Origin of the sequence: Mycobacterium sp. (assembly GCF_046095365.1) — a bacterium.
In the GTDB taxonomy this organism is placed as follows: domain Bacteria; phylum Actinomycetota; class Actinomycetes; order Mycobacteriales; family Mycobacteriaceae; genus Mycobacterium.
The window spans coordinates 12,372-39,317 of the sequence record NZ_JBJTJF010000082.1 but is presented as its reverse complement, the minus strand read 5'-3'; the positions used below and the strand labels follow the sequence as shown (position 1 = coordinate 39,317).

The following is a 26,946-nucleotide window of genomic DNA, read 5'->3' as shown; positions in this document are numbered from 1 at the left end:
CAACGCGAATACAAAAGCCCTGCACGTAACGTTGGAGAACTCGCCGTCGATGACCATTCCAGGAGAGCGTCTCGACGCCGCTGTTGCCGAGGCGATAGCCGGCAGCCGGGACGCGCTTCGGGAGGTAGTGGAGACCATCCGCCCCATCGTTGTCCGGTACGTCCGGGCCCGGGTCGGGACTGCAGAGCGCAGCGGTCTCTCAGCTGACGACGTCGCACAGGAGGTTTGCTTGGCCGCCATCCAGGCGCTGCCGCGCTATCAGGATCAGGGACGCCCCTTCCTGGCCTTCGTGTACGGCATCGCTTCGCACAAGGTCGCCGACGCCCATCGCGCGGCGGCCCGAAACCGCTCCGACCCGACCGACGTGGTGCCGGAACGGTACTCGCTGGACGCCGGTCCCGAGCAGATGGCGATGCAGTCCGACTCCGCGGCGCGGATGGGCAAACTGCTGGCCGTGCTTCCCGAGAAGCAGCGGGAGATCCTCACCCTGCGGATCGTGGTGGGCCTGTCCGCTGAGGAGACCGCCGAGGCTGTCGGCAGCACGCCCGGCGCGGTGCGGGTCGCCCAGCACCGTGCCCTGGCCCGGCTGAAGTCCGAGATCGCCGGCGGGGGGTTTGACTATGCCTGAACATGAGGGGCCCAGACATGCGGGGCCCAGACATGCGGGGCCCAGACATGCGGGGCCCAGACACGAGGGGCCCGAGCCGTCGATCGACGCCGTCCGCCGCACCGACGGGTTCCTTGACGCCCTTGCCGACGGTCGTCCGGTTGCCCTGAACGATGCCGCCGACGCCGAGCTCGCCGCCCTGCTGGGCAGCTGGCGCGACGAGATGCGCTGGCCGCCTGCCACCGGTCTGATCACCGATTCGGACGCGATCGCCGCCCTCGAGGCCGGGCGCGGGCAGAAGGGCTCCGGCCCGGGCCGCGAGCGGTGGAACACCACCGCCGCTCCGACCAGCCCGCGGCGGAACCGGCGCGGGCTGAGCACGGTCGGCGCGGCGGCGGCCGCGGTGCTGTGCATCGGCGGCTTCGGTGCCCTGGTGGCCGGGGCCGGCCCCGGTGATGCCCTCTACGGCCTGCGCACCATGATGTTCGGCGCGCCCAAGCAGGTTCGTGACGCCCAGATCGGACTGGCGGCGCGCACCGAACTCAACCAGGTCCAGAACCTGATCGAGCAGGGTGCCTGGGACCAGGCCCAGGACAAGCTGGTGGCCGTCAGCACCCAGGTGGAAAGCGTCGTCGACGAGGAGCAGAGGCAGGACCTGCGCGACCAGTTCAACGACTTGTCGGCCAAGGTGGTGGAACGCGACCCGGAGGCCACCGCCGCCCCCGGTGTCGTCTATACCGTGCCGCCCTCGGCAGCCGAGCTGGTGCCGGCCCTCGCCCCGCCGACCAGCGTTCCCAGCGCGCCGGTGCTCAGCGACTCGACTACGCCCACCACCACCGGCCCGGAATCGACCGCCGCGACCAGTTCGACGCAGTCGAGCAGCCCGGCGGCGGCCACCGAGGCCGGGACCCCGTCGACCAGTGCCGCGTCCACCGGGCAGAGCCAGCCGGCACCGACCCCGACGACCAGTGCCGCGCCTACCGGGCAGAGCCAGCCGGTTTCGACCCCGACCAGTGCCGCGCCTACCGGTGTCGAAGCTCCGACCACGACCCCGGTCCCCGCGATGAGCGAGGCCCCCGCCGCGGCGTCGGTGACTCCGGAGACCGCCGCGCCGGCTCCGGCGAGCACGGCGGTGCAGACGCAGGCTGAGACGCAGCCCTCAACCGCCGCCGTCAATACCTCCGAGGCCGCCCCGGCGCCTGTGACCACGACCGAAGTGCCCATGGTTACCAGCGAGGCGCCCCCGGCCGCCGTCACCACGACGGTGCCCGTTCCGGTTCCGGTCGGTTAGCGCAAGCCGTCGTAGTAGTCCGACGTCGCCTCGTTCAGTGACGCGTCGGCGTAGCCGCGGCAGTAGTCCCACGTGACATAAGAGTCCGGCTCCGGGTCGTAGGCCGGTTCGTGCGGTCGGACGGTCCCGTCGACCAGAAGTTGAAGCAGGTTGGCGCGCAGCATGTCCCAGTCGTGGTAGTGGTCTTGGTTGCACTCGTCGCAGCACACCACCAGACCGCGGATTCCCCGGCCGGCCAGCAACGCCTCGTAGACCGCGAGGTCGGCAAGGTCGGCCTCGACGGCCGCCCGCTCCTGGGGGTCCAGCGGTTGACCGGGTTCGAGCGCATCCAGTGCCGCTGTCGGATCCGACGGGTCGTCGGCGAACGGGTCGGGCGGCAATCCCGGCGGCAGGTGGTCGCGCACGGCTCCACATTAGCCGAGCAGCATCGGGAGCGCGGGTCTAGTCGAGGATGCCGCCGCCATCGGGAAACCATTCCGGTAGCCGTAGGATGGGGTACTCGTACCCGCTGATGGAGGCCCCGCAGATGTCCATTGCCGAAGGCAGCACAGACCGGGCCGAAGGCAGCACAGACCGGGCCGAAGGGCTGGACGGCCGGCTGGGCGGGCCGCAGACCTCCAGTCCGCTGTGGACCGGCGGCGACGATCCCACCAAAGTCGCGATGCTGGGTCTGACCTTCGACGACGTGCTGCTGCTGCCGGCCGCCTCCGACGTGATCCCGGCGACCGCCGACACCTCCAGCAGGCTGACCCGCAAGATCCGCCTGAAGGTGCCGCTGGTCAGTTCGGCCATGGACACCGTGACCGAGGCGCGGATGGCGATCGCGATGGCCCGGGCCGGCGGTATCGGGGTGTTGCACCGCAACCTGTCCATCGCCGAGCAGGCCAGCCAGGTGGAGATGGTCAAACGCTCCGAAGCCGGGATGGTGACCGATCCGGTGACCTGCTCGCCGGACAACACCCTCGCCGAGGTCGACGCGATGTGCGCGCGCTTCCACATCTCCGGTCTGCCGGTGGTGGGTGCCGGCGGCGAGTTGCTGGGCATCATCACCAATCGCGACATGCGCTTCGAGGTCGACATGAGCAAGCGCGTCGCCGAGGTCATGACCAAGACGCCGTTGATCACCGCCCAGGAGGGTGTGACCGCCGATGCCGCACTGGGGCTGTTGCGCCGCAACAAGATCGAGAAGTTGCCCATCGTCGACGGTCACGGCCGGCTGACCGGTCTGATCACCGTGAAGGACTTCGTCAAGACCGAGAAGCATCCGCATGCCACCAAGGACAGCGACGGCAGGCTGCTCGTCGGCGCGGCCGTCGGCGTCGGCGACGACGCCTGGGATCGGGCAATGGCACTCGTCGATGCCGGCGTCGACGTGCTCGTCGTCGACACCGCTCACGCGCACAACCGCCGGGTTCTCGACATGGTGGGAAAGGTCAAAGGCGAAGTGGGCCAACGGGTTGAGGTGGTCGGCGGCAACGTCGCCACCCGCGGCGCGGCCGCCGCGCTCGTCGAAGCCGGCGCCGACGCCGTAAAGGTGGGTGTCGGACCGGGCTCGATCTGCACCACCAGGGTGGTGGCCGGAGTCGGGGCCCCGCAGATCACCGCGATCATGGAGGCGGTCGCCGCCTGCGCCCCCGCCGGCGTGCCGGTGATCGCCGACGGCGGCCTGCAGTACTCCGGTGACATCGCCAAGGCACTGGCGGCGGGCGCGTCCACGGCCATGCTCGGCTCACTGCTGGCCGGCACCGCCGAAGCGCCCGGCGAGCTGATATTCGTCAACGGCAAGCAGTTCAAGAGCTACCGCGGCATGGGGTCTCTCGGCGCCATGCAGGGCCGCGGGGAGGCGGGTGCCGTCCGCGGGTCCTTCTCCAAGGACCGCTACTTCCAGGATGACGTGCTCTCCGAGGACAAGCTGGTGCCCGAGGGGATCGAGGGCCGGGTTCCCTTCCGCGGGCCGCTGTCGACCGTCATCCACCAACTCACCGGCGGACTGCGCGCCGCCATGGGATACACCGGGGCGCCCACCATCGCCGATCTGCAGCGCGCGCAGTTCGTCCAGATCACCGCGGCCGGGCTCAAGGAGAGCCACCCGCACGACATCACCATGACCGTCGAAGCGCCCAACTACTACGCCCGCTGAGGACTCCCCGTGCGCGACATGGTTGAAATCGGCATGGGCCGGACCGCCCGCCGGACCTACGAACTCCGCGACATCAACATCGTCCCGTCGCGGCGCACCCGCTCGTCCAAGGACGTCTCCACCTCCTGGCAACTGGACGCCTATCGCTTCGAGATCCCGGTCATCGCCCACCCGACCGATGCCCTGGTGTCGCCGGAGTTCGCCATCGAACTCGGCCGGCTCGGCGGGCTGGGCGTGCTCAACGGCGAGGGGCTGATCGGCCGGCACGCCGACGTCGCCGACAAGATCGACCGGGTGGTGCGGGCCGCCGAGTCCGACGACGGCTCCGCGGCCATCGGTCTGCTGCAGAAGTTCCATGCCGCGCCGCTCGACCTCGACCTGCTCGGCGAGGCGGTGGCCCGGGTCCGCGAAGCCGGCGTGACCACCGCGGTTCGGGTCAGCCCGCAGAACGCCCAGGCACTGACGCCGACACTGGTCGCGGCGGGCATCGACCTGCTGGTGATCCAGGGCACCATCATCTCCGCGGAGCGGGTGGCCCAGGGCCGGGACGGCACCGGGGAGCCGCTGAACCTCAAAACCTTCATCTCCGAACTCGACGTCCCGGTGGTGGCCGGTGGTGTCGCCGACCACCGCACCGCGCTGCACCTGATGCGCACCGGGGCCGCCGGGGTGATCGTCGGTTACGGGTCCACCGCCGGAGTGACCACCAGTGACGAGGTGCTGGGCATCAACGTCCCGATGGCCACCGCCATCGCCGACGCCGCCGCCGCCCGCCGGGAATACCTCGACGAGACCGGGGGCCGCTATGTGCACGTGCTGGCCGACGGCGACATCCACACCTCCGGGGAGTTGGCGAAGGCCATCGCCTGCGGCGCCGACGCCGTGCTTCTGGGCACGCCGCTGTCGGTGGCCGCCGAGGCGCTCGGCTCGGGGTGGTTCTGGCCGGCCGCCGCCGCGCACCCGTCGCTTCCGCGCGGCGCGCTGCTCGAAGTCGCCGCGGGACAGCGCGCGCCGCTGCATCAGGTGCTCAACGGGCCCTCCGATGACCCGTTCGGCTCGCTCAACCTCGTCGGCGGGCTGCGCCGGTCGATGGCCAAGGCCGGTTACTGCGACCTCAAGGAGTTCCAGAAGGTCGCCCTGAGCGTCGGCAACTGAGCGTTTTCGGCCGGTCTCGCCGGTGGCGCATACTTGCGCCATGGACTTCGACGTACTGATCATCGGTTCGGGTTTCGGTGGCAGCACCACCGCGCTTCGTCTGATCGAGAAGGGCTACACCGTCGGCGTGCTGGAGGCCGGTCGGCGCTTCGCAGACCATGAGTTCGCCAAGACCTCGTGGCGGCTGCGGGACTTCGTCTGGGCGCCGGCCCTCGGGTGCTACGGCATCCAGCGCATCAACCTGTTGCGCAACGCGCTCATACTGGCCGGGGCCGGTGTCGGCGGCGGGTCGCTCAACTATGCCAACACCCTGTACGTGCCTCCCGACCCGTTCTTCAACGACAAGCAGTGGGCTCACATCACCGACTGGCGCGCGGAACTGATGCCGCACTACGACCAGGCCAGCAGGATGCTCGGGGTGGTCAAGAACCCGACCTTCACCGACGCCGACCGGATCATGAAGGATCTCGCCGACGAGATGGGCGTCGGGGAGACCTTCACCCCCACACCGGTCGGTGTGTTCTTCGGCGTCGACGGGCAGAAGCAGCCCGGCCAGACGGTGCCCGACCCGTTCTTCGGCGGGGTGGGTCCGGCCCGCACCGGATGCATCGAATGCGGCGAGTGCATGACGGGATGCCGGCACGGGGCCAAGAACACGTTGGTGAAGAACTACCTCGGGCTGGCGGAAAAGGCGGGCGCACAGGTTATTCCGATGACCACCGTCACCGGATTCGAGCAGCGCGGCGACGGCACCTGGGAGGTGCGGACCAAGCGCACCGGACGACTGCTTCCGGGGGGCCGGAAGACCTACACCGCCAGGCATCTCGTGCTGGCCGCCGGCACCTACGGGACCCAGAGCCTGCTGTTCAGGATGCGCGACGCCGGAAAGCTGCGGCTGTCCTCCCGGCTCGGCGTGCTGACCCGCACCAATTCCGAGTCGATCGTCGGCGCGCAGACCCTCAAGGTCGACCCGGATCTCGATCTGACCCGCGGGGTGGCGATCACCTCCTCGATCCATCCCACCGCCGACACCCACATCGAGCCGTGCCGCTACGGCAAGGGCTCCAACGCCATGGGGTTGCTACAGACCCTGATGACCGACGGCACCGGGCCGGGGGGCACCGACGTGCCGCGCTGGAAGCAGATGCTGCGCAGCGCCGCCCGCCACCCGGTGCGGGCGTCGAAGGTCTTCATCCCGCGCCGGTGGAGTGAGCGTGCCGTCATCGCCCTGGTGATGCAGAACCTGGACAACTCGATCACCACGTTCACCAAGCGCGGGATCTTCGGCCGGCGGATGACCAGCAAGCAGGGGCACGGCCAGCCGAACCCGACGTGGATCCCGGTGGCCAACCAGGCCACCCGGCGCATCGCCGAGAAGATCGACGGCGTGGCGTCCGGCACCTGGGGCGAGTTGTTCAACATCCCCATGACGGCGCACTTCCTCGGCGGGGCCGCGATCGGCGACAGTCCCGAGACCGGCGTCATCGACCCCTATCAGCGGGTACACGGATACCCCTCGCTGTATGTGGTCGACGGGGCGGCGATCTCGGCCAACCTCGGCGTCAACCCGTCGCTGTCCATCACCGCCCAGGCCGAGCGGGCCGCGGCGATGTGGCCCAACAAGGGCGAGCAGGACCGCCGCCCGGCCCAGGGTGAGCCCTATCGACGGGTCGACCCGATCCCGCCGGTCCGGCCGGTGGTGCCGGCCGATGCGCCCGGGGCCCTGCGGTCGCTGCCGATCGTCCAGATCACGTCCGGATCGCCGGCGACGGCGGCGATCATCCTGCAGGCTCCGGCGGCGCCGGTCGCGGTGGACCGCAGCGCTCCGGCGTGAGCGTGGCCCGTGTCCGGGGGGACTTAGACTGTCCCGGTGCAACCGCCTGACCACTCCAGTTCACCGCGGCCCGTCCTGGTGGTCGACTTCGGTGCCCAGTACGCCCAGCTGATCGCCAGGCGGGTCCGGGAGGCGCGGGTCTTCTCCGAGGTGATCCCGCACACGGCGACCGTCGAGGACATCAAGGCCAAGGATCCGCAGGCGATCGTGCTCTCCGGCGGACCGGCCAGCGTCTACGCCGAGGGGGCTCCCCGGCTCGACCCGGCACTGTTCGACCTGCGGGTGCCGGTGTTCGGTATCTGCTACGGGTTTCAGGCCATGGCCCAGGCGCTGGGCGGGACCGTGGAGCGAACCGGCACCAGTGAGTACGGACGCACCGAACTCAATGTGATTGGTGGGGAACTGCATTCGGGACTTCCCGGCAATCAGCCGGTGTGGATGAGTCACGGCGACGCGGTGACGGCGGCGCCGGCGGGCTTCGAGGTGACCGCCGCCAGTGCGGGCGCACCGGTTGCCGCCTTCGAGGACCGCGGCCGCCGGCTCGCCGGGGTGCAGTACCACCCCGAGGTGATCCACTCACCGCACGGCCAGCAGGTGCTCAGCCGGTTCCTGCACGACTTCGCCGGCATCGGCGCGTCCTGGACCGCGGCCGGTATCGCCGAGACGCTGATCGATCAGGTCAGGCGGCAGATCGGCGGCGGCCGCGCGATCTGCGGCCTGTCCGGGGGAGTGGACTCCGCGGTGGCCGCGGCGCTGGTCCAGCGGGCCATCGGTGACCGGCTGACGTGTGTCTTCGTCGACCACGGCCTGCTGCGGGCCGGGGAACGCGATCAGGTGCAGCGGGACTTCGTCGCCGCCACCGGGGCGCGACTGGTCACCGTCGACGCCGCGGACCGGTTCATCGAGGCGCTGTCCGCGGTGAGCAACCCGGAGGGCAAACGCAAGATCATCGGCCGCGAGTTCATCCGCGCGTTTGAGGGTGCGGTGCGGGACCTCATGTCCGAGAACGACTCCGAGCCCGTCGAGTTCCTCGTCCAGGGCACGTTGTACCCCGACGTCGTCGAGTCCGGCGGCGGCAGTGGCGCGGCCAACATCAAGAGCCACCACAATGTCGGCGGTCTGCCGCCCGACCTTAAGTTCGCCTTGGTGGAGCCGCTGCGCCTGCTGTTCAAGGACGAGGTCCGCGCTGTCGGCCGCGAACTCGGGCTGCCCGAGGAAATCGTTGCGCGCCAACCCTTCCCGGGGCCCGGTCTGGGTATCCGGATCGTCGGAGAGGTGACCGCCGAGAGGTTGGACACGCTGCGCCGCGCCGATCTGATCGCCCGCGAGGAGCTGACCTCAGCAGGCCTGGACGCCCAGATCTGGCAGTGCCCGGTGGTGCTGCTGGCCGACATCCGATCGGTCGGTGTGCAGGGCGACGGCCGCACCTACGGTCATCCGATCGTGCTGCGCCCGGTCTCCAGCGAGGACGCCATGACCGCTGACTGGACCCGGGTTCCCTATGACGTGCTCGAGCGGATCTCGACCCGGATCACCAACGAGGTGCCCGAGGTCAACCGGGTGGTGCTGGATCTGACCAGCAAGCCGCCGGGCACCATCGAATGGGAGTGATCCCACCCTCAGGTGCTTGAGGCGGCGGCGATTTCGGCGATCGCCGCGTCCAGTGCGGCGTTGAACTCCGCGTCGCTCTGCGCGGCGGTGAGTCCCTCGGTGAGCGCCCGCGAGAAGCTGGCGATCATGCCGTGGTTGGCCGACAGCCGCCGGCAGGCCTCCGCGCGGGTGTAGCCGCCGGACAGCGCCAGCACGCGCATCACCCGGGGGTCGCCGACCAGGTCGAGGTAGAGGTCGTCGGTTTCGGGGAGGGTCAGTTTCAGCATCACCTGCCGGCCGGCGCCGAGGGTGCCGAGGCGGTCGATGATCGCCGCCTTCAACTGCTGCTCGGCTTCGTTTTTCGCCGGGCTGTGGATGTCGATCTCGGGCTCGATGATGGGCACCAGGCCGGCGTCCAGGATCTGCCCGGCCACCTCGAACTGCTGGTCGACCACCGCGTCGAGGCCCCTGCCGGGCAGCGTGATCAGCGAGCGCATCTTGGTGCCGAAGATGCCCTTGGCCAGCGCGCGGTCGAGCAGCGCGGCCAGACCCGGTATCGGCTTCATCACCTGGGCGCCGTCCTGTTCGGCGGCAAGTCCTCTGTCCACCTTCAGGATCGGCACGATGTTCCTGACGTTCCACAGATAGTCGGCGGTGGGCCGGTGATCGACGTCGCGGTCCATGGTGTCCTCGAAGAGGATGGCGGCGATGATCCGACGCCCGTCGAAGCCGGGGCTGGTGATGATCCTGGTTCGCATCCGGTGGACCATCTCGAACATCTGCGCGTCTCCGGAGTAGGCGTCCTCGGCGATTCCGTACAGCCGCAGCGCCTTGGGTGTGCTGCCCCCGCTCTGGTCCAGGGCGGCGACGAAACCGGGTCCGTGGGCCATCTTCGCGGCCTGCTCGGGGTTCATCGCCTCATGGTGCCAGAGCTCTTGACGGATGTCGGAGGGGAGGTGTTTACTCAAGACTCGAACATATATTCGAATACGGTGTGGTTTCTGTCGGGTTGGAGGTGGGCGATGACGGCGGCGATCGCCCCGGAGGGGCGTCAACTCAACCGCGCTGAACAGGTAGAACAGCTACGACGGCAGATGGCGGCGGTATCCGGCAAGGTGGGCGCCCGATGGTGTCCGGCGCAGCCCGGCCAGAGCGCGATCCCGGCCGCCGAGTCTTTGCTGGTGGTTCCGGATGCCCTGCCTGAGCTGCTCCCGGCCGGGTTGCCGAGAGGCACGGTCGCGGTGCTCTCGGGAGCCCGTTCGCTGCCGGTGGGCCTGGCCGCCGCGGTGTCGGCCGGCGGCGGTCACGTGGCCGTTGTCGGGCTGCCGGATTTCGGCCTGCTGGCAGCCGCCGAGATGGGTGCCGACCTCAGCCGGCTCGCGGTGATCCCGCACCCGGGCTCCGATCCTGTCGAGGTGGCCGCGGTGCTGATGGACGGGATGGATCTGGTGCTGCTCGGCCTGGCCGGTCTGCGGGTGCCGCCCGCCCGGTCGCGCGCGGTGGTGGCCCGGGCCCGGCAGCGAGGCTGCACCCTGCTGGTCAGCGGCGGGCAGTGGCAGGGCGCGTCGATGCGGATGGACGCCAGGGTGTGCGGCTACGACATCACCGCGGACCGCTGCGGCATGCCGGTACCGGGCTGCGGCCGGATCAGCCGGGTGCGGGTGTCGGTTCGGGCCCGGGGGCGGACATGACCGTCCGGGTGCTGGCCATCTGGTGTATGGACTGGCCCGCCGTGGCCGCGGCGGCGGCGGCCGGGCTGCCGCCGACCGCACGGGTCGCCGTGGTGCACGCCAATCGGGTGGCCGCCTGCTCGGCGGCGGCCCGCGAGGCCGGGGTGCGCCGCGGCCTGCGCCGGCGGGAAGCGCAGGCCCGCTGCCCGCAGGTGCACATCGCCGCCGCCGACCCGGCCCGCGACGCCCGATTCTTCGAGGATGTGATCGCCGCGGTGGATGACGTTGTGCCACGGGCTGAGGTGCTCAGGCCGGGCCTGCTGGTGCTGCCGGTTCGCGGAGCGGCCCGCTACTTCGGCTCCGAGCAGGCCGCCGCCGAGCGCCTCGTCGACGCCGTCGCCGCCGCCGGGGCCGAGTCCCAGGTGGGGGTCGCCGACCAGTTGCCCACCGCGGTGTTCGCGGCCCGCTCGGGCCGGGTGGTCGAGGCCGGCCGGGACGCGGCGTTCCTGTCGGGACTGTCGGTCCGGCAGTTGGCGGCCGAGCCCAGTCTCTCCGGATCCGGCCGTGGCGAGCTGGCGGATCTGTTGTGGCGCATGGGAATCCGAACCCTGGGTCAGTTCGCCGCACTGCCCCGTAGGGACGTCGCCTCCCGGTTCGGGACTGATGCGGTGGTCGCTCATCGTTTCGCCCGGGGGGAGCCCGCTCGCGGGCCCTGCGGACGTGAACTGCCTCCCGAGCTCGACGCGGTCCTGGACTGCGACCCGCCGATAGACCGGGTCGACGCGGCCGCGTTCGCCGGTCGCACGCTGGCCGTCGCCCTGCATCGCAGCCTGGAGGCGGCCGGGGTCGGATGCACCCGGCTGGCCATTCACGCGGTCACCGCCGGCGGCGAGGCGACCCGGGTGTGGCGGTGTGCCGAACCGCTGACCGAGGACGCCACCGCCGACCGGGTCCGCTGGCAGCTCGACGGCTGGCTGACGTCCCGGCGGGCCGGCCCGGTGATCCAGTTGCGCCTGCGGCCGGTGGAGGTGGTGTCCGCCGAGGCGCTCCAGTTGCCGCTGTGGGGCGGGCTCGGTGAGGAGGACCGGCAGCGGGCCCGCCGCGCCCTGGTCCGTGTCCAGGGTTTACTGGGTCAGGAGGCGGTACAGGTGCCGGTGCTCAGCGGTGGACGCGGACCCGCCGATCGGATCACCCTGACCCCGCTCGGTGATGAGCCGCTGCCGCGGGCCATGCCCGATCGCCCCTGGCCCGGCCGGCTTCCCCGGCCGGCCCCGACCGTGCTCCTGGATGCGGATCGGGACGGTGCGGCCGTGGAACTGCTTGATGCACAGGGTGATCCGGTCCGGGTGACCGCCCGCGGGATGTTCACCGCGGAGCCGGCGAGCTTGGACGGCCCTTCCTACCGCGGTGAGCTGAGCTGGTGGGCAGGGCCGTGGCCGGTGGACGAGAGGTGGTGGGACCCCGAACGGTCCGGGCCCTGCGCGCGGGCCCAGGTTCTGGTGGCGGGCACCGCGCTGCTGTTGTTCTACCGGCAGTGCCGGTGGCACCTGGAAGGCGTCTACGAATGAAAGGCGTCTACGAATGAAAGACGTCTACGAATGAGACGCGTCGAGTCGCTCGCGGAACCAGTCCGGCCACTCGGTCTTGACGAAGTCCGCCGCGTCCACGCAGACGTGGGTGACCGACGCCTCGGCGATCAGGTCGGCTCCGCGGTCGATCCGGTAGCGGCTGCGCAGCGAGGTGTGTCCCGGCGGCTCTATCGTGACGCTGACCGTCAGCTCGTCGTCGAAGTGCGCGGGCCTCCGGAACGCCAGTTCCGCGCCGGCCACCACGACGTCGATCCCACGCTCGGTCAGGGCCTGGTAACCGCCGAAAAGTGCACGCAGCGCCTCGGTGTGGGCCATGTCTACCCAGGTCAGGTAGTGGCCGTTGAACACCCGGCCCTGCATGTCACATTCCACATAGCGCACCCGCAACGGCATTGCGAAGTGGCGCAGCGGAACTCACGCAGCTTCGTCGATGGAGAAGTTGGTGATCCCGTCCCAGTCGACGAGCATCCATCCGGTGATCGGGTTGCCGGTCACCACCACACGGCCCACATTGGGTATCGGGTGGTCGTTGAGCAGGCTGGGCTTGCCGTTGCGGGAGTTCATCAGCGTCCACATCATGATGGCCAGGCTGCTGGAGAAGGCGATCGGCTTGTCCTGGCCGCTGTCGTAGATCTTCTGCACCGCTGCGGTGAACGCGGTGTTGAACTGGTTTCCGTTCATCGACCCCGGGATGCCGAACCGGCGGTCGCCCTTGAGCCAGGACTCCGGGCCGAGCATGAAGGTGCCGGAGGTGTCCTTCATCGCGATTCCCTCGAACCAGCCGGCCGGGATCTCGTTGAGGCCCGGCAGCACCGTCACCTGCTCGCCGAGCGCTTTGGCCACCGGCTCGGCGGTCTGCTGGGAGCGCAGCATCTCCGATGCGTACACCCCGTCGTAGTTGTTGCCGGTCAGCTTGCCGGCCAGGGTCTCGGCCTGCTCCCGTCCCAGCTGCGTCAGCGGCGGGCCCGGCACCGTGGTGGAGGCGACGTCGGAGGCGTTGGCCTCCGACTCCGCATGGCGGATGAAGGTCAGCGTGATGTCGCGGGCGTCTGGCTTGGACTGGCCGCCGCAGGCGGCGACCAGCAGTACCGACATCACCATCGCCAGGACGGAGGAGGCTCTACGGGCGCGTGAAACGTGCATACCGACAGCGTGCACTGTTCGCCGCCGCGGCGGGCAGAATTCGGCCTCTTGCCCGGCCCGGCGGGCAGAATTCCGGTCCAGTGCGACGATGAAGGAATCCCCGGGACAGACAGGAGCGGCAATGGCAATCGACCCCGCGGCCATCGGTGCGGTGACCGAACCCAGGCTCTACGAGTGGACCGACCGCGACACCATGCTCTACGCGCTCGGGGTCGGGGCCGGCACCGAGGAGCTGGCGTTCACCACCGAGAACAGCCACGACGTGCCTCAGCAGGTGCTGCCCACCTTCGCGGTGATCTGCTGCATGGGGTTCGCCGCCGCGCCGCTGGTCGGCACGTTCAACTGGGGCAGGCTGCTGCACGGTTCGCAGGAGATCCGGCTGTCGGCGCCCCTGCCCGCGGCCGGCGCGCTGTCGGTGGTGGCCGAGGTGGCCGACATCCAGGACAAGGGCGAGGGCAAGAACGCCATCATCATGCTGCGCGCCCGGGGCAGCGACCCGGCCACCGGCGCGCAGGTCGCCGAGACGCTGACCACCCTGGTGATCCGCGGGGACGGCGGGTTCGGCGGCCAGCCCGGCCAGCGGCCACCGGCCCCGGAGTTCCCCGACCGCGAGCCCGACGCCCGTGTCAGCCTGCCGACCCGGGAGGACCAGGCGCTGATCTACCGGCTCTCCGGGGACCGCAACCCGCTGCACAGCGACCCGTGGTTCGCCCGCGAGCTGGCCGGGTTCCCCAAGCCGATCCTGCACGGGCTGTGCACCTACGGGTTCGCCGGCCGGGCGCTGCTGGCCGAACTGGCCGGCGGCGAGGCGGCCAGGCTGACCGCCATGTCGGCGCGGTTCTCCTCGCCGGTGTTCCCCGGCGAGACGCTGACCACCTCGATCTGGCGCACCGGGTCCGGCCGGGCGCTCTACCGCACCGAGGCGGCCGGTCCGGACGGATCCGAGTCCCGGGTGGTGCTCGACGACGGCGTCGCCGAGTACACCGGGTGAGCCGCTAGATGACCCCGCCCATCGCGCGGCCGATGGCGTAGGTCACCACCATCGCCAAGGCGCCCCCGATCACCACCCGCTGAGTGGCGCGGGTCGCGTCGGCCCCACCGAGCCGGGCGCTGATCCAGCCGGTGACGGCCAGTGCTACCAGCACGGCGAAGAAGGTGATCGGGATGCGCACCGAAGGCCCCGGCAGCAGGATCGCCAGCATCGGCAGCAGCGCCCCGACGGTGAAGGAGATCGCCGAGGAGATCGCCGCGTGCCACGGGTTGGTCAGCTCGTCGGGGTCGATGCCCAGTTCGACGTCGACGTGCGCGGCGAAGGCGTCGTGCGCGGTCAGCTCGCGGGCCACCGTCTGGGCGGTCTCCGGCGAGAGTCCCTTGCCCCGGTAGATCCCCACGAGTTCCTCGAACTCCTCCTCGGGGTATTCGGCCAGTTCCCGGCGCTCCTTGGCCAGCAGCGCCTTCTCGGTGTCGCGCTGGGTGCTCACCGAGACGTACTCGCCCAGCGCCATCGACAGCGCGCCGGCGGCCAGGCCGGCCACCCCGGCGGCGAAGATGGGCCCGCGGTCCTCGGTGGCCGCCGCGACGCCGATGACGATGCCGGCCACCGAGACGATGCCGTCATTGGCGCCGAGCACCCCGGCCCGCAGCCAGTTGAGCTTGGTGTTGATGGCGCCGACGTGGGGTTCGGCGGGATGGATGTCTGAAGTCACCGGATGAGCCTAGGGCGAACAGTTCCACTGTTCTATCGAACTCATGTTCGATAGACTCCGAGGGTGGGCTGGAACGACGGGCCGCCGAGTTGGTCGGAGATGGAGCGGGTGCTCAACAGCAGGCCCCCGGCACGGCGCCACCCGCTGTCCCAGCCGGTCGCCGACGGCAGCGACAGCCCGGCCTGGTCGCGCAGACGGCCCGGATATCTGGCGCCCCCCGACGCCGAACTCCGTCCCTCGAGGGTCCGATACGCCGAGTTGCACGCCCACTCGGCGTTCAGCTTTCTCGACGGTGCGAGCACCCCCGAGGAGCTCGTCGAGGAGGCCGCCCGGCTTGGTCTGGGCGCGATCGCGCTGACCGATCACGACGGGCTGTACGGGGTGGTGCGTTTCGCCGAGGCGGCCCGCGAACTCGGGGTGCGCACCGTCTTCGGCGCCGAGCTGTCGCTGGCGGGCATCGCCCGCACCGAGGCGCCGGACCCGCCCGGCCCGCACCTGCTGGCGCTGGCCCGCGATCCGGAGGGCTACCGGCGACTGTCCCGCCAGCTGGCGGCCGCCCACTTGGCCGGCGGGCGCAAGGGCGCACCGCGTTATGACTACGGCTCGCTCACCGAGGCTGCCGGCGGCCACTGGCACATATTGACCGGTTGCCGCAAAGGCCATGTGCGCCAGGCGCTCTCGACCGGCGGTCCGGATGCCGCGGCCGAGGCCCTGGCAGATCTGGTGGACCGGTTCGGGCCCAGTCGGGTCAGCATCGAGCTGACCCACCACGGCCACCCGCTCGACGACGAGCACAATGCCGCGCTGGCCGCTCTGGCGCCGCGGTTCGGGGTCGGCGTGGTCGCCACCACCGGAGCGCATTTCGCCGATCCGGGCCGCGGCCGGCTGGCGGCGGCGATGGCCGCGATCCGGGCCCGGCAGTCCCTCGACGAGGCGGCCGGCTGGCTGGTCCCGCTGGGCGGGTCGCACCTGCGATCGGGGGAGGAGATGGCCCGGCGGTTCGCCCGGCACCCCGAAGCGCTCGCCGCTGCCGCCGATCTCGGTGAGCGGTGCGCCTTCGAACTGGCGCTGATCGCCCCGCAACTGCCCCCGTTCGACGTTCCCGAGGGCCACACCGAGGACAGCTGGCTGCGCGAGCTGACCATGGCCGGAGCGGGTGGACGCTACGGCCCACGGGCCGGCGCGGCACGGGCCTACGTCCAGATCGAGCGGGAGCTCGACGTGATCGCAGCACTGAACTTCCCGGGCTATTTCCTTGTGGTGCATGACATCACGCAGTTCTGCCGTCGCAACAACATCCTGTGCCAGGGCCGGGGGTCGGCCGCCAACTCCGCGGTCTGCTACGCCCTGGGAGTCACCTCGGTCGACCCGGTGGCCAACGGCCTGCTGTTCGAACGTTTCCTGTCGCCGGCCCGCGACGGGCCGCCGGACATCGACATCGACATCGAGTCGGACCTGCGCGAGAACGTCATCCAGTACGTCTACGCCCGGTACGGCCGCGACTACGCCGCGCAGGTCGCCAACGTGATCACCTACCGCGGCCGCAGTGCGGTGCGCGACACCGCGCGGGCACTGGGGTTCTCCCAGGGCCAGCAGGATGCCTGGAGCAAACAGATCAGCCGCTGGGGTCCGCTGACCGATTCCGGCGACCTCGACGGCATTCCCGGGCAGGTGGCCGATCTTGCCGGACAGATCGCCGACCTGCCCAGGCACATGGGTATCCACTCCGGGGGCATGGTGATCTGCGACCGGCCGATCGCTGACGTCTGCCCGGTGGAGTGGGCCCGGATGCCTGGCCGCAGCGTGCTGCAGTGGGACAAAGACGACTGCGCCGCAATCGGTTTGGTCAAGTTCGACCTGCTGGGGCTGGGCATGCTCTCGGCCCTGCACTATGCGATCGACCTGGTCGCCGAGCACAAGGGGATCGAAGTGGATCTGGCCCGGCTGGATCTGTCCGACCCCGGTGTCTACGAGATGCTGCAGCGCGCAGACTCCGTCGGGGTTTTCCAGGTGGAGTCGCGCGCTCAGATGGCCACCCTGCCGCGGCTCAAGCCGCGGGTGTTCTACGACCTCGTGGTCGAGGTGGCGCTGATCCGGCCCGGGCCCATCCAGGGCGGGTCGGTGCACCCTTACATCAAACGGCGCAACGGCCTGGAACCGGTCACCTACGACCACCCCTCGATGGAGCCGGCACTGCGAAAGACGTTGGGGGTTCCGCTCTTCCAGGAGCAGCTGATGCAACTGGCGGTGGACTGTGCGGGATTCTCGGCGGCGGAGGCCGACCAGCTTCGCCGCGCGATGGGGTCCAAGCGCTCCACCGCGAAGATGCGCCGGCTGCGGGCGAGGTTCTATGAGGGCATGGCCGATCTGAACGGCATCACCGGCGAGGTCGCCGACCGCATCTACGAGAAGCTCGAGGCGTTCGCCAATTTCGGCTTCCCGGAAAGTCATTCGCTGTCGTTCGCCTCGCTGGTGTACTACTCGTCCTGGTTCAAGCTGTATCACCCGGCGGCGTTCTGCGCGGCGCTGTTGCGGGCCCAGCCGATGGGCTTCTACTCGCCGCAGTCGCTGGTCGCCGATGCCCGGCGCCACGGGGTCGCGGTGCACGGCCCGTGCGTCAATGCGAGCCTGCCTCACGCCACTCTGGAGAACGGCGGGCTCGAGGTCCGCCTGGGCCTGGGTGCGGTTCGCCATGTCGGAGACGAACTCGCGCAACGCATCGCCGACGAGCGCCGGGCCAACGGCGCGTACGCCTCGCTGCTGGATCTGACCGGCCGGGTTCAGCTGTCGGTTCCCCAGAGCGAGGCGCTGGCCACCGCCGGCGCGCTGGGGTGCTTCGGCACCTCCCGCCGGGAGGCACTCTGGGCGGCCGGTACCGCCGCCGCAGAGCGGCCCGACCGGCTACCCGGGGTGGGCTCGTCCTCCACCGTTCCCGCACTGCCCGGCATGAGCGAGGTGGAACTGGCCGCGGCCGACGTCTGGGCCACCGGTGTCTCGCCGGACAGCTACCCCACCCAGTTCCTGCGTGCCGACCTCGACGGGTTGGGCGTCATCCCGGCCGGGCGGCTGGCCGCGGTCCCCGACGGCAGCCGGGTGCTGGTCGCCGGGGCGGTCACCCATCGGCAGCGCCCGGCGACGGCCCGGGGTGTGACCTTTGTGAACCTTGAGGACGAGACCGGCATGGTGAACGTGCTGTGCACACCGGGGGTCTGGGCGCGGCACCGGCGGGTGGCCCAGACCGCGCCGGCGTTGCTGATTCGCGGCCGGGTGCAGAACGCCGGCGGCGCGGTGACTGTGATGGCCGACCGGATCGGAACGCTGGCGATGGCGGTGCGGTCGTCGTCCCGGGATTTCCGGTGAGTGGGCCGGTGGCAAATTCCTGGGGGGCCATTAAGCATGACCTGAGAGGAACCTGAATTGTTGCCGTGCGCTTTCGGCCGAACAGGCGGTTTACCCCTCCGACATGCAGAAACGAGCGCTCCGTGACCAAACCGCCGGCGCTCCGGTGCTACATTGACCGCACTGTTTTCGAACGCCCGCAGCAACTACCCGGGGGACTGGCCAATGATGACCGAATCCGAGATCCAGCTCGTCGGATACGTCGAGAGCATCCTTCGCACTCGCGGATACGCCGACCTGGCGGACGGCCTGACCGAGGTCGCCGAGACCCAGGCTCAGCGCCGGGCCCGGGTCTTCTCCCCGCAGCGCATGGAGTTCCGCGCCGCCGGCTAGCCTCCCGCCGGACAGCCCCGTGCGGACAGCATTCATGTCCGCGGTCTTCGGTCACGGCACGTAGTCTCCTGTCATGACCCTCAACCTCACCGCCGACGAAGTTCTGACCACCACCCGATCGGTGCGCAAGCGACTCGACTTCGACAAGCCGGTTCCGCGCGAGGTTCTGATGGACTGCCTGGAGATCGCGCTGCAGGCCCCGACGGGATCCAACGCTCAGGGCTGGCAGTGGATGTTCGTCGAGGATCCTGCCAAGAAGGCCGCACTGGCCGACATCTACCGCGCCAACGCCACCCCGTATCTGGATTTGCCCAAGCCGGAGCGCGGCGACATCCGCGACCAGCAGATGGACGCCGTCATGAACTCCGCGAAATATCTCAACGAGAACATGCAGAAGGCCCCGGTGATGATGATCCCCCTGCTGGAGGGGCGCCCGGACGACGCGCCGGTGGGAATGCAGGCCTCGTACTGGGGGTCACTGCTGCCGGCGGTGTGGAGTTTCATGCTGGCGTTGCGCAGTCGCGGGCTGGGGACCGCGTGGACCACACTGCATCTGATCGGTGACGGCGAGAAACAGGCCGCCGAACTGCTGGGAATCCCATTCGAGCGCTATGCGCAGGGCGGACTGTTCCCGATCGCCTACACCAAGGGCACCGACTTCAAACTGGCGAAGCGGCTGCCGGCCGAGCAGTTGACGCACTGGGACAGCTGGTGAGACCGGCGCTCACACAGCGCCGCCGTAGCCGTGCTGCCGCCACGCCTCGTAGGCGGCCACCGCGGCGGCGTTGGACAGGTTCAGCGACCGCCGGCCCGGCAGCATCGGGATGCGCACCTGCGCGGTGATGCGCGGGTCGGCCAGCGTCGCCTGGTCCAGGCCGGTCGGTTCCGGTCCGAACAGCAGCACATCGCCTGGGGCATAACTGATTTCGCTGAAGGATCGTTCGGCATGGGCGGTGAATGCAAAGACCCGGGAACCCGCCACCGCAGCCCAGGCATCCTCGAGGCTGCGATGAACGCTCACCGTCGCCAGGTCGTGGTAGTCCAGCCCGGCTCGGCGCAGCCTCGGTTCGGACAGGTCGAACCCGAGTGGTTCCACCAGGTGCAGTTCACAGCCGGTCGCGGCCACCATCCGGATCGCGTTGCCGGTGTTGGGGGCGATGCGGGGCGAGAAGAACAGGATCCTGAACAACGGGCCGGTCTAGCGGTCCCGCTGGTCGATCAGCGACTCGATCAGCTGAGCTGCCGGCAGCCGCCGCCGGATGTCGCTGAGATCGTCCTGCCCCACAGCGGAAAGACTACCGCCGGGGTCGACGCGACGGCCGCTCTACCGCAGTGCCTGGAGGTGAGGGGGTTCCGCCGATGGCAAGGTTCGGCGAAGGGAACATCGCCGCGGACACGGTCACTCGGTCGTGGCGCGCTCGGCGTCCGGCCCGGTCCCGGGCTCGGCTTCCTCACCGGATGAGCCGTCGGCGTCGTCGTCGCGCCCGATCAGCGCGGCCCCGGTCAGATAGATCACCAGGAACACCGCGGTCACCGCGAAGCTGAAGCCGCCCACCAGGTTGGCCAGCAGCCCGGCGGTGACGCATGCCGCGAGCCAACGCCGGCGCAGCCGGCCCGTTTCCATGGCGAGCAATGTATCGGGCAGCCTCATGCGGACTTGAGCCGGATCTTCCAGCGGACCGCCGCCAGATAGAGCACGCTGAGCCCGGCCAGCATCGCCATGTCGAACCACCAACTCGACCCCTGGTGTTTCCACCACCGGTCCTTCGGGGTCAGCGGTCCCGGCACCAGGTTGATCAGGTCCACGGTCGAGGCCGACGCGGCGAAACCCCACCGCGCCGGGGTGAGCCAGGAAAGCTGGTCGAGCACGACCCGATTGGTGACCGGGACCATGCCGCCGGAGAAGACGAGCTGGCTCATGATGGCCACCACCAGCAGCGGCATGATCTGCTCGTTGGACTTGGCCAGCGCCGAGAGCAGCAGGCCCAGGTTGGCCGAGGCGACACAGGTGGCCGCGATGGTGACGAACAGCTCCAGCGACGGGTTGCCCAGCGCCACCGCGCCGCGGGTGGGACCGCCCTTGCCCCACACCACGATCGCGACCATGATCGCCGACTGCAGCACTGCGAACAGCGTGTAGACGCCCACTTTCGCCAGCAGGTAGGCCGTCGTCGACAGCCCCACCGCCTGCTCGCGGCGGAAGATCGCGCGCTCGCCGATCAGATCGCGGATGGTCAGCGCGGTGCCCATGAATACCGCCCCGACGTTGAGGAAGACCAGGATCTGCCCGGGTTCGTTCGGGGAGCCGCCCATCGGGTCGGGCACCCCGAAGCCGACGGTGCCGGGCACCGCCAGGGACAGCACGCCCATGATGAACGGCAGCAGCGCCAGGAAGAAGAAGTAGCCGCGGTCGGAGACGATCAGCCGGGCCTGGCGGCGCACGATCGTGGAGAACTGCCGGCGCAGGCTGGTGTGCACCGGCTCGCCGAGGTCTGACGGCTGGTCGGCGGGCGGTGGCGGGGGCTGCGGCCCGACCAGCGCCCGGTACCGGTCGTTGGCCGCCTGCGGGTCCCCGGCGACGGTCGAGAAGATGTCGGCCCAGTTGGTCGTTCCCATCGCCGGGCCGATCTGGCCGGGCGGCCCGCAGAACGCCGTCTTGCCGCCGGGTGCCAGCAGCAGCACCTGATCGCACACGTCGAGGTAGGTCAGCGAGTGGGTGACCACCAGCACCACCCGGCCGGCGTCGGCGAGCTGGCGCAGCATCGTCATCACCTGGCGGTCCAGTGCGGGGTCCAGTCCCGAGGTGGGCTCGTCGAGGATCAGCAGCGACGGGCCGGTCAGCAGTTCCAGCGCCACCGACGCCCGCTTGCGCTGGCCGCCGGAGAGCTTGTCCACCCGGGTGTCGGCGTGCTGGGTCATCTCCAGTTCGGACAGCACCTGCTCGACCACCTCGGCACGGTCCTGCGTGGTGGTGTCCGGTGGCAGCCGCAGTTCCGCGGCGTACATCAGCGCCTGGTTGACCGTCAGCTGCCCGTGCACGACGTCGTCCTGCGGCACCATGCCGATCCGGGAGCGCAGCGAGGCGTAGTCGGCGTGGATGTTGTGGCCCTCGAAACTGACCGTTCCGCTGGTCGGGTGGGTGTAGCCGGCGATCTGCTTGGCGAGGGTGGACTTGCCGGCGCCGGACGGTCCGATCACCGCGGTCAGCGTGCCCGGCCGCGCGGTGAACGAGATGTTCTCCAGCAGCGTCTTGGTGCCCTCGATGGTCCAGGTCACCCCGCGCACGTCCAGCCCGCCGGTCCCAGCGGCGGCGGTGGTCTCGGTACGGCGCGCCAGCGTTCCATCGGCGAACACCAGGTCGACGTTGCCGATCGTGACGACGTCGCCGTCACCGAGCAGCGCCTTGTCCACTCGGGTCCCGTTGACGAAAGTGCCGTTGATGGAACGGTTGTCGACGATCTCCGTGCCGCCCGGGGCCGGGATCAGCGTGGCGTGGTGGCGCGAGGCCAGCACGTCGGGGATGACGATGTCGTTGTCGCCGGCCCGGCCGATCGTCAACGACCCCGGCGGGGCGTCCGCCGGCGAGGAACCCGGCCGCAGGATCTTCAGCATCGACGTCGCCAGGTTGGTGGTGCTGCCGGTCCGCGGCGAGGGCCCCATCTGGGTGGGTGCGGCGTCCGGCGGCACCGGGATGGCCGGCCGGCTCGGCGGCGCTGCCGGCGGCACGGTGGCGGGGTAGGACGGATAGCTCGGCGGCGGCGTCGGCATCGGCGGCGGAACGGGCAGCGGCACGGGCGGCGGGGTGGTGGGGTAACCGGGCTGATGCCGCGGGATCTTCACCGTCGAGGTCTGCGGCGGCCGTCCGGGCGTGCCGTGGTGGGCGCCGATGCCGAAGGTCACCGCCGGGCCGTCCGGGTTGCCGACGTTGAGCGTCATTCCGTCGGTGATGTCTGCTTCGGGCACCCGCCTGCCCCGGACGTACATCCCGTTCAGCGAGCCGTTGTCCACCGCCGTCCACCGGTCGTGGTCGAACCGCAGCACGACGTGGGCGCGGGACACCAGCGGATGCGCGATGCGCACGTCAGCCCTGAGGTCGCGGCCGATGACGACGTCGTGTCCGGCGGCGAAGGTGCGCGCGGGCCCCTGCTGTGCGCGGCCGTCGGGGTTGTACCTGACGGTCAGAGCGGGTGCGGAGGGTCGGCTCATCGGCGCCACTCTAACCCGAGGGCGGGTCTCCTCGGCGGTCACCGGGCCCCCCGGTCAGGACGCACTGAGTGCGCGAATAGATCGTCGGCATGCATTTGTTGCAGTGCGTGCACAGGGATCTGACCGAGGTGTCGGCCCGTATCCGGTTGATCAGATCAGGTTCGGCCAGCAGCGCCCGGCCCATCGCGACGAAATCGAAACCCGCCGCCATCGCGCTGTCCATCGCGTCCCTGTCAGTGATCCCGCCGAGCAGGATCAGCGGCATGGTCAGCTCGCGGCGGAACTGCTCGGCGTCGCGCATCAGGAAGGCGTCCCGGTAGGGGTACTCGCGGAGGAATTTCGTACCGGTCATCCGCATGCCCCAGCGCAGCGGGGGTTTGAATGCCGCCGAGAACTCCTTGATCGGCGAGTCGCCGCGGAACAGGTACATCGGATTGAGCAGCGAACTGCCGGCGGTCAGTTCCAGCGCGTCCAGTCCGCCGTCGTCCTGGAGCCAGCGCGCGGTCTGCAGCGCCTCCTCGATCCCGATGCCGCCGCGTACCCCGTCGGACATGTTGAGCTTGGCGGTCACCGCGACGGCGGGCTTGCCGTCCCGCCACACCTCCTGGCGCACCGCCCGCACGATGCCGCGGGCCAGCTTGGCACGGTTGGCCAGTGAGCCGCCGAACTCATCCGAGCGGCGGTTGATCAGCGGGGAGAGGAACGCACTGGCCAGGTAGTTGTGGCCTAGGTGGATCTCGACGGCGTCGAACCCGGCGTCGATGGCGTGGCGCACCGCGGTGGCGTGTCCGGCGATCACCTCGTCGATGTCGTGGCGCGTCGCGTGCCGGGCGAACCGCATCGAGAGCGGGTTGAAGAACCGCACCGGCGCCAGCGCGGGGGCCCGGTTGGAGCGCGCGTTGGCGACCGGCCCGGCATGGCCGATCTGGGCGCTGGCCGCCGCCCCCTCGGCGTGCACCGCGTCGGTCAGCCGCCGCAGACCCGCCACCGCCTCCGGACGCATCCACAGCGCCGAGGCGTCGGTGCGCCCGCCCCGGCTCACCGCGCAGTAGGCCACCGTCGTCATCCCGACCCCGCCGGCGGCCATCGCCCGGTGGAAGGCGATCAGGTCATCGCTGACCAGCGCGTGCGGCGTGCGCGCCTCGAAGGTGGCCGCCTTGATGACCCGGTTGCGCAGCGTGATCGGACCCAGTTGGGCCGGGCTGAGGACATCGGGAGCGGCGCCCATATGCAGAATGTAGCCGTGCCCGCGCAGACGCTGGATGGCAAGCTCACCCGCGACGAGATCTTCGCCGACCTCGCCGGCCGGGTCGCCGCCCTGACCGCGGCGGGCCGGACACCCGGCCTTGGCACCGTTCTGGTCGGCGACGACCCCGGCTCGCACGCCTACGTCAAGGGCAAGCACTCCGACTGCGCCAAGGTGGGCATCACCTCCATCCGCCGGGACCTGCCGGCCGACGCTGGCGCCGGTCAACTCAACGACACCATCGACGAGCTCAACGCCAATCCGGACTGCACCGGCTACATCGTGCAGCTGCCGCTGCCCCGTCACCTCGACGAGAACGCCGCCCTGGAGCGGATCGACCCGGCCAAGGACGCCGACGGCCTGCACCCGACCAACCTGGGCCGGCTGGTGCTGGGCGAGCCCGCGCCGCTGCCGTGCACCCCGCGCGGCATCGTGGCGCTGCTGCGCCGCTTCGACGTTCCGATCGACGGTGCGCACGTGGTGGTCATCGGCCGCGGGATCACCGTCGGCCGCCCGCTGGGCCTGTTGCTGACCCGCCGTACCGAGAACGCGACGGTGACGTTGTGCCACACCGGAACTCGCGATCTGGCGTCGCTGACCCGTCAGGCCGACGTCATCGTGGCCGCTGTCGGGGTGCCGCACATGCTCACCGCCGGCATGGTGCGCCCGGGCGCGGCGGTGGTCGATGTCGGGGTGAGCCGGGTGGACGGAAAACTCACCGGGGACGTGGCGCCGGACGTGTGGGACGTCGCCGGGCAGGTGTCGCCGAACCCCGGCGGCGTCGGACCGTTGACCCGGGCCTTCCTGCTGACCAACGTCGTTGAACGAGCGGAAGCGGATCTGGCAGAAGCCCGCCGGTGAACTCCAGATCCCGTGAGGTGCTGCGCACGCAGTGGCCGATCCTGACCGTCGCGGGCATCTTCGCCGTTGCGCTGGTGCTCGTCGCCGCCGGATTCTGGCGCCGCGGGGCCTTCCTGATCGGGGTGGGCGTGGGGGTGGCGGCGGCCCTGCGCCTGGTGCTGCCCGATGATCGGGCCGGGCTGCTGGCGGTGCGCGGCAAGAGCCTGGACTTCGCCACCATGACCACGATCAGCGCGATCATGCTCTACACCGCCTGGACCATCGATCCGCTCGGCACGAGCTGACTAATCGAGCGTCGCCCGCACGCACACCGTGATGTAAGGCAGTGCGATGCCCTGTGCGTTGGCCAGCGCCGGGTGGGTGTCGAGCAGCGTGCGTACCTCTTCGAGGGTGCGGCTGCGGACCTCGGCCGGTGAGGTGATGCAGTAGCTGCGCGAGGCGACGTAGTCGATCAGCGCCTGCGGGGTGATGTAGTTGGTCCACTCCACCTTGTGCGTCTCGACGCCGGTGAAGGGCGCGGGAAGTTCGACGGCGGTGTCGGCCCAGTCGTGCTCGCGCCCGACGATCTCACCGAAGTCCCTGACCCAGCCCAGCCGGGTGTCGCGCACGTTCCACAGCAGCCCGAGCCGGCCGCCGGACCGCAGCACCCGGGCTATCTCCGCCCCGGCTCGCGCGGTGTCGAACCAGTGCCAGGCCTGGGCCACCAGGACCGCGTCGACGCTGCTGTCCGGCAACGGGATCTGTTCGGCGCTGCCCAGCAGGGCGGGGGTGTCCGGAAGCGTGGCGCGCAGCACGTCGAGCAGCTCGGGGATCGGGTCCACCGCCACCACGCTCAGGCCCCGCTCGACCAGCCGGCTGGTCAGCTTGCCGGTGCCGGCGCCGAGGTCCAGCACGTCGCGCACCGGTGGGCCGGCGCCCGCGGTGAGCAGCCAATCGACGGCCGCCGGGGGATAGGACGGCCGGCCCCGCTCGTAGGCCGCGGCCTGCGAGCCGAACGACAGCGAGCGTTCCCTGCGGCCGCCGTCCGCGGGCGTCACCGCTGCCCGTCGGCCAGTGCCAGGGTCTCGCGGATCAGCTGGCCCACGGCCTCGGTTTCGATCAGGAACCCGTCGTGGCCGTAGATCGACTCGACGACGTTGAGGTGGTCGGCGCCGGGCAGCAGTTCGACCAGTTCCTGCTGGAGCCGCAACGGGTAGAGCCGGTCGGAGGTGATGCCCCCGACCACCGCCGGCACCGGGCAGGCCCGCAGCGCCGCCGCGACCCCGCCGCGGCCGCGGCCCACGTCGTGGTTGGACAGCGTCTCGGTCAGCGTCACGTAGCTGCCCGCGTCGAAGCGCCGGATGAGTTTGGCGCCCTGGTGCTCCAGGTAGCTCTGCACCGCGTAGCGCCCGCCGGCCAGCGGGTCCTCCCGGTCGTTTCCGCTGCCCTGGCCGGAATTGCCGAACCGGGTGTCCAGTTCGGTCTCGCCGCGGTAGGTCAGGTGGGCGAACCGGCGGGCCAGCTGCAGGCCCGAGTCCGGTGAACGGCCGGTGCCGTAGTAGTCGCCGCCCTGCCAGTCCGGGTCGGACTTGATGGCCGCGATCTGGCTGCTCTGGGTTCCGATCTGGTCGGCGGTTGCCCGCGCGCCGACGGCCAGCACCAGCGCGGCGCGGACCCGGTCGGGGTAGCCGACCATCCACTCCAGTGCCCGGGCACCGCCCATCGACCCGCCGACAACCGCCGCGACCTCGCCGATGCCGAGTGCCCGCAGCGCGGCCACATCGGCGTTGACCTGGTCGCGAACCGTAATCAGCGGGAACCTCGACCCCCACGGCCGGCCGTCGCGGGCCAGCGAACTCGGTCCGGTGGAGCCCCGGCAGCCGCCGAGCACGTTGGTGGCCACCGCGCACCACCGGTCGGTGTCGATCGGCGCCCCGGGGCCCGCGACACCGTCCCACCAGCCCGGAGTGGGATGGCCCGGGCCGGCCGGGCCGGTGATGTGCGAGTCTCCGGTGAGCGCGTGCAGCACGACGACGACGTTGTCGCGGTTGGGGGACAGCGTGCCCCAGCGCTGCACGGCGATCGAGACGTCGTCGATGACCGCACCGTTCTCGCACTCCAGCGGACCGATGTCGACGACACCGATCTGGCCCTCCGCCGGGAGGGCTTCGATGCGCTCGTAGGACAGGGTCACGTC

At 70.6% G+C, this 26,946-nt stretch carries 25 protein-coding genes; 14 read left to right on the top strand and 11 right to left on the bottom strand.

The window, feature by feature from the left end:
• The first annotated feature begins 49 nt into the window (after window positions 1–49).
• Together ACKOQ4_RS07155 and ACKOQ4_RS07150 are read left to right on the top strand one after the other, a co-directional pair.
• Window positions 50–628: an RNA polymerase sigma factor gene (locus ACKOQ4_RS07155; protein WP_526290273.1), complete on the top strand. Its 579-nt coding sequence runs from the start codon at window positions 50–52 to the stop codon at window positions 626–628.
• The gene (locus ACKOQ4_RS07150) at window positions 621–1,898 is read left to right on the top strand and encodes an anti-sigma-D factor RsdA (protein WP_526290271.1); all 1,278 of its coding nucleotides are present in this window, start codon (window positions 621–623) and stop codon (window positions 1,896–1,898) included. Before ACKOQ4_RS07155 ends, ACKOQ4_RS07150 begins: the two co-directional genes overlap by 8 nt.
• Here ACKOQ4_RS07150 and ACKOQ4_RS07145 read toward each other — a convergent pair.
• The gene (locus tag ACKOQ4_RS07145; RefSeq protein ID WP_526290269.1) at window positions 1,895–2,302 is read right to left on the bottom strand and encodes a DUF5319 family protein; all 408 of its coding nucleotides are present in this window, start codon (window positions 2,300–2,302) and stop codon (window positions 1,895–1,897) included. The two genes, ACKOQ4_RS07150 and ACKOQ4_RS07145, sit on opposite strands and share 4 nt — an antisense overlap.
• Before the next feature lie 122 nt (window positions 2,303–2,424).
• Here ACKOQ4_RS07145 and guaB point away from each other — a divergent pair, with 122 nt between their 5' ends.
• Genes guaB through guaA form a run of 4 tightly spaced genes read left to right on the top strand, consistent with a single transcriptional unit; the run spans window position 2,425 to window position 8,638 of the window.
• Window positions 2,425–4,038 carry an IMP dehydrogenase gene (gene guaB / locus ACKOQ4_RS07140; protein WP_526290301.1) on the top strand — a complete coding sequence of 538 codons (1,614 nt, stop codon included), beginning with the start codon at window positions 2,425–2,427 and terminating at the stop codon, window positions 4,036–4,038.
• A gap of 18 nt (window positions 4,039–4,056) precedes the next feature.
• Window positions 4,057–5,193, top strand: a complete 1,137-nt coding sequence (locus ACKOQ4_RS07135) for a GuaB3 family IMP dehydrogenase-related protein (RefSeq protein WP_526290299.1) — start codon at window positions 4,057–4,059, stop codon at window positions 5,191–5,193.
• Between the two features lie 40 nt (window positions 5,194–5,233).
• Window positions 5,234–7,027 carry an FAD-dependent oxidoreductase gene (locus ACKOQ4_RS07130; protein ID WP_526290267.1) on the top strand — a complete coding sequence of 598 codons (1,794 nt, stop codon included), beginning with the start codon at window positions 5,234–5,236 and terminating at the stop codon, window positions 7,025–7,027.
• Window positions 7,028–7,063: 36 nt separating this feature from the next.
• Complete coding sequence (gene guaA / locus ACKOQ4_RS07125) at window positions 7,064–8,638, top strand: glutamine-hydrolyzing GMP synthase (protein ID WP_526290265.1); 1,575 nt, start codon at window positions 7,064–7,066, stop codon at window positions 8,636–8,638.
• 8 nt (window positions 8,639–8,646) lie between these two features.
• Here the strand turns inward: guaA and ACKOQ4_RS07120 are convergent, their stop codons facing one another.
• Window positions 8,647–9,531, bottom strand: coding sequence for a fructose bisphosphate aldolase (locus ACKOQ4_RS07120; RefSeq protein WP_526290263.1), 885 nt, complete (start codon window positions 9,529–9,531; stop codon window positions 8,647–8,649).
• Window positions 9,532–9,639: 108 nt separating this feature from the next.
• Between ACKOQ4_RS07120 and imuA' the strand changes: the two genes are divergently transcribed.
• Complete coding sequence (gene imuA' / locus ACKOQ4_RS07115) at window positions 9,640–10,308, top strand: DnaE2-dependent mutagenesis accessory factor ImuA' (RefSeq protein ID WP_526290261.1); 669 nt, start codon at window positions 9,640–9,642, stop codon at window positions 10,306–10,308.
• A complete protein-coding gene (locus tag ACKOQ4_RS07110) occupies window positions 10,305–11,855 on the top strand; it encodes a DNA polymerase Y family protein (protein WP_526290259.1) in 1,551 nt (516 codons plus the stop codon). The genes imuA' and ACKOQ4_RS07110 overlap by 4 nt, the downstream gene beginning before the upstream one ends.
• Window positions 11,856–11,879: 24 nt before the next feature.
• On the opposite strand, the gene ACKOQ4_RS07105 is transcribed toward ACKOQ4_RS07110, so the two are convergent.
• Both ACKOQ4_RS07105 and ACKOQ4_RS07100 read right to left on the bottom strand, forming a co-directional pair.
• Window positions 11,880–12,269 (bottom strand): acyl-CoA thioesterase, encoded by a 390-nt coding sequence (locus ACKOQ4_RS07105; protein ID WP_526290257.1) that lies wholly within the window; start codon window positions 12,267–12,269, stop codon window positions 11,880–11,882.
• Window positions 12,270–12,290: 21 nt separating this feature from the next.
• Window positions 12,291–13,019: a histidine phosphatase family protein gene (locus tag ACKOQ4_RS07100; protein ID WP_526290255.1), complete on the bottom strand. Its 729-nt coding sequence runs from the start codon at window positions 13,017–13,019 to the stop codon at window positions 12,291–12,293.
• A gap of 121 nt (window positions 13,020–13,140) precedes the next feature.
• Here ACKOQ4_RS07100 and ACKOQ4_RS07095 point away from each other — a divergent pair, with 121 nt between their 5' ends.
• Window positions 13,141–14,010, top strand: coding sequence for a MaoC family dehydratase (locus ACKOQ4_RS07095; protein WP_526290253.1), 870 nt, complete (start codon window positions 13,141–13,143; stop codon window positions 14,008–14,010).
• Window positions 14,011–14,014: 4 nt separating this feature from the next.
• Here ACKOQ4_RS07095 and ACKOQ4_RS07090 read toward each other — a convergent pair whose 3' ends face one another.
• Entirely contained in the window at window positions 14,015–14,725 is a 711-nt protein-coding gene (locus ACKOQ4_RS07090; protein WP_526290251.1) for a VIT1/CCC1 transporter family protein, read from the bottom strand.
• Between the two features lie 63 nt (window positions 14,726–14,788).
• Here ACKOQ4_RS07090 and ACKOQ4_RS07085 point away from each other — a divergent pair, with 63 nt between their 5' ends.
• From ACKOQ4_RS07085 to ACKOQ4_RS07075, 3 genes are all read left to right on the top strand, one after another.
• Window positions 14,789–18,085, top strand: coding sequence for a DNA polymerase III subunit alpha (locus tag ACKOQ4_RS07085; RefSeq protein WP_526290249.1), 3,297 nt, complete (start codon window positions 14,789–14,791; stop codon window positions 18,083–18,085).
• 207 nt (window positions 18,086–18,292) lie between these two features.
• Window positions 18,293–18,457 carry a hypothetical protein gene (locus ACKOQ4_RS07080; RefSeq protein ID WP_526290247.1) on the top strand — a complete coding sequence of 55 codons (165 nt, stop codon included), beginning with the start codon at window positions 18,293–18,295 and terminating at the stop codon, window positions 18,455–18,457.
• Between the two features lie 73 nt (window positions 18,458–18,530).
• Window positions 18,531–19,172, top strand: coding sequence for a nitroreductase family protein (locus tag ACKOQ4_RS07075; protein ID WP_526290245.1), 642 nt, complete (start codon window positions 18,531–18,533; stop codon window positions 19,170–19,172).
• A 9-nt stretch (window positions 19,173–19,181) separates the two neighbouring features.
• Here ACKOQ4_RS07075 and ACKOQ4_RS07070 read toward each other — a convergent pair whose 3' ends face one another.
• The 4 genes from ACKOQ4_RS07070 to ACKOQ4_RS07055 all read right to left on the bottom strand — a co-directional run bounded on the left by ACKOQ4_RS07070 (window position 19,182) and on the right by ACKOQ4_RS07055 (window position 23,891).
• Window positions 19,182–19,646 carry a tRNA (cytidine(34)-2'-O)-methyltransferase gene (locus ACKOQ4_RS07070; protein ID WP_526290243.1) on the bottom strand — a complete coding sequence of 155 codons (465 nt, stop codon included), beginning with the start codon at window positions 19,644–19,646 and terminating at the stop codon, window positions 19,182–19,184.
• 210 nt (window positions 19,647–19,856) lie between these two features.
• Window positions 19,857–20,081, bottom strand: coding sequence for a hypothetical protein (locus ACKOQ4_RS07065; protein WP_526290241.1), 225 nt, complete (start codon window positions 20,079–20,081; stop codon window positions 19,857–19,859).
• A gap of 23 nt (window positions 20,082–20,104) precedes the next feature.
• Window positions 20,105–22,663, bottom strand: a complete 2,559-nt coding sequence (locus tag ACKOQ4_RS07060) for an ATP-binding cassette domain-containing protein (RefSeq protein ID WP_526290239.1) — start codon at window positions 22,661–22,663, stop codon at window positions 20,105–20,107.
• A gap of 10 nt (window positions 22,664–22,673) precedes the next feature.
• Window positions 22,674–23,891 (bottom strand): NADH:flavin oxidoreductase, encoded by a 1,218-nt coding sequence (locus ACKOQ4_RS07055; RefSeq protein ID WP_526290237.1) that lies wholly within the window; start codon window positions 23,889–23,891, stop codon window positions 22,674–22,676.
• 15 nt (window positions 23,892–23,906) lie between these two features.
• On the opposite strand from ACKOQ4_RS07055, the gene ACKOQ4_RS07050 reads away from it, so the two are divergent.
• Complete coding sequence (locus tag ACKOQ4_RS07050; RefSeq protein WP_526290235.1) at window positions 23,907–24,770, top strand: bifunctional methylenetetrahydrofolate dehydrogenase/methenyltetrahydrofolate cyclohydrolase; 864 nt, start codon at window positions 23,907–23,909, stop codon at window positions 24,768–24,770.
• Window positions 24,767–25,054: a DUF3017 domain-containing protein gene (locus tag ACKOQ4_RS07045; RefSeq protein WP_526290233.1), complete on the top strand. Its 288-nt coding sequence runs from the start codon at window positions 24,767–24,769 to the stop codon at window positions 25,052–25,054. Before ACKOQ4_RS07050 ends, ACKOQ4_RS07045 begins: the two co-directional genes overlap by 4 nt.
• Here the strand turns inward: ACKOQ4_RS07045 and ACKOQ4_RS07040 are convergent, their stop codons facing one another.
• Both ACKOQ4_RS07040 and metX read right to left on the bottom strand, forming a co-directional pair.
• On the bottom strand, window positions 25,055–25,807 hold the full coding sequence (locus ACKOQ4_RS07040) for a class I SAM-dependent methyltransferase (RefSeq protein ID WP_526290231.1): 753 nt from the start codon (window positions 25,805–25,807) through the stop codon (window positions 25,055–25,057).
• Window positions 25,804–26,943: a homoserine O-acetyltransferase MetX gene (metX, locus tag ACKOQ4_RS07035; RefSeq protein ID WP_526290229.1), complete on the bottom strand. Its 1,140-nt coding sequence runs from the start codon at window positions 26,941–26,943 to the stop codon at window positions 25,804–25,806. The genes ACKOQ4_RS07040 and metX overlap by 4 nt, the downstream gene beginning before the upstream one ends.
• Window positions 26,944–26,946: the final 3 nt, after the last annotated feature.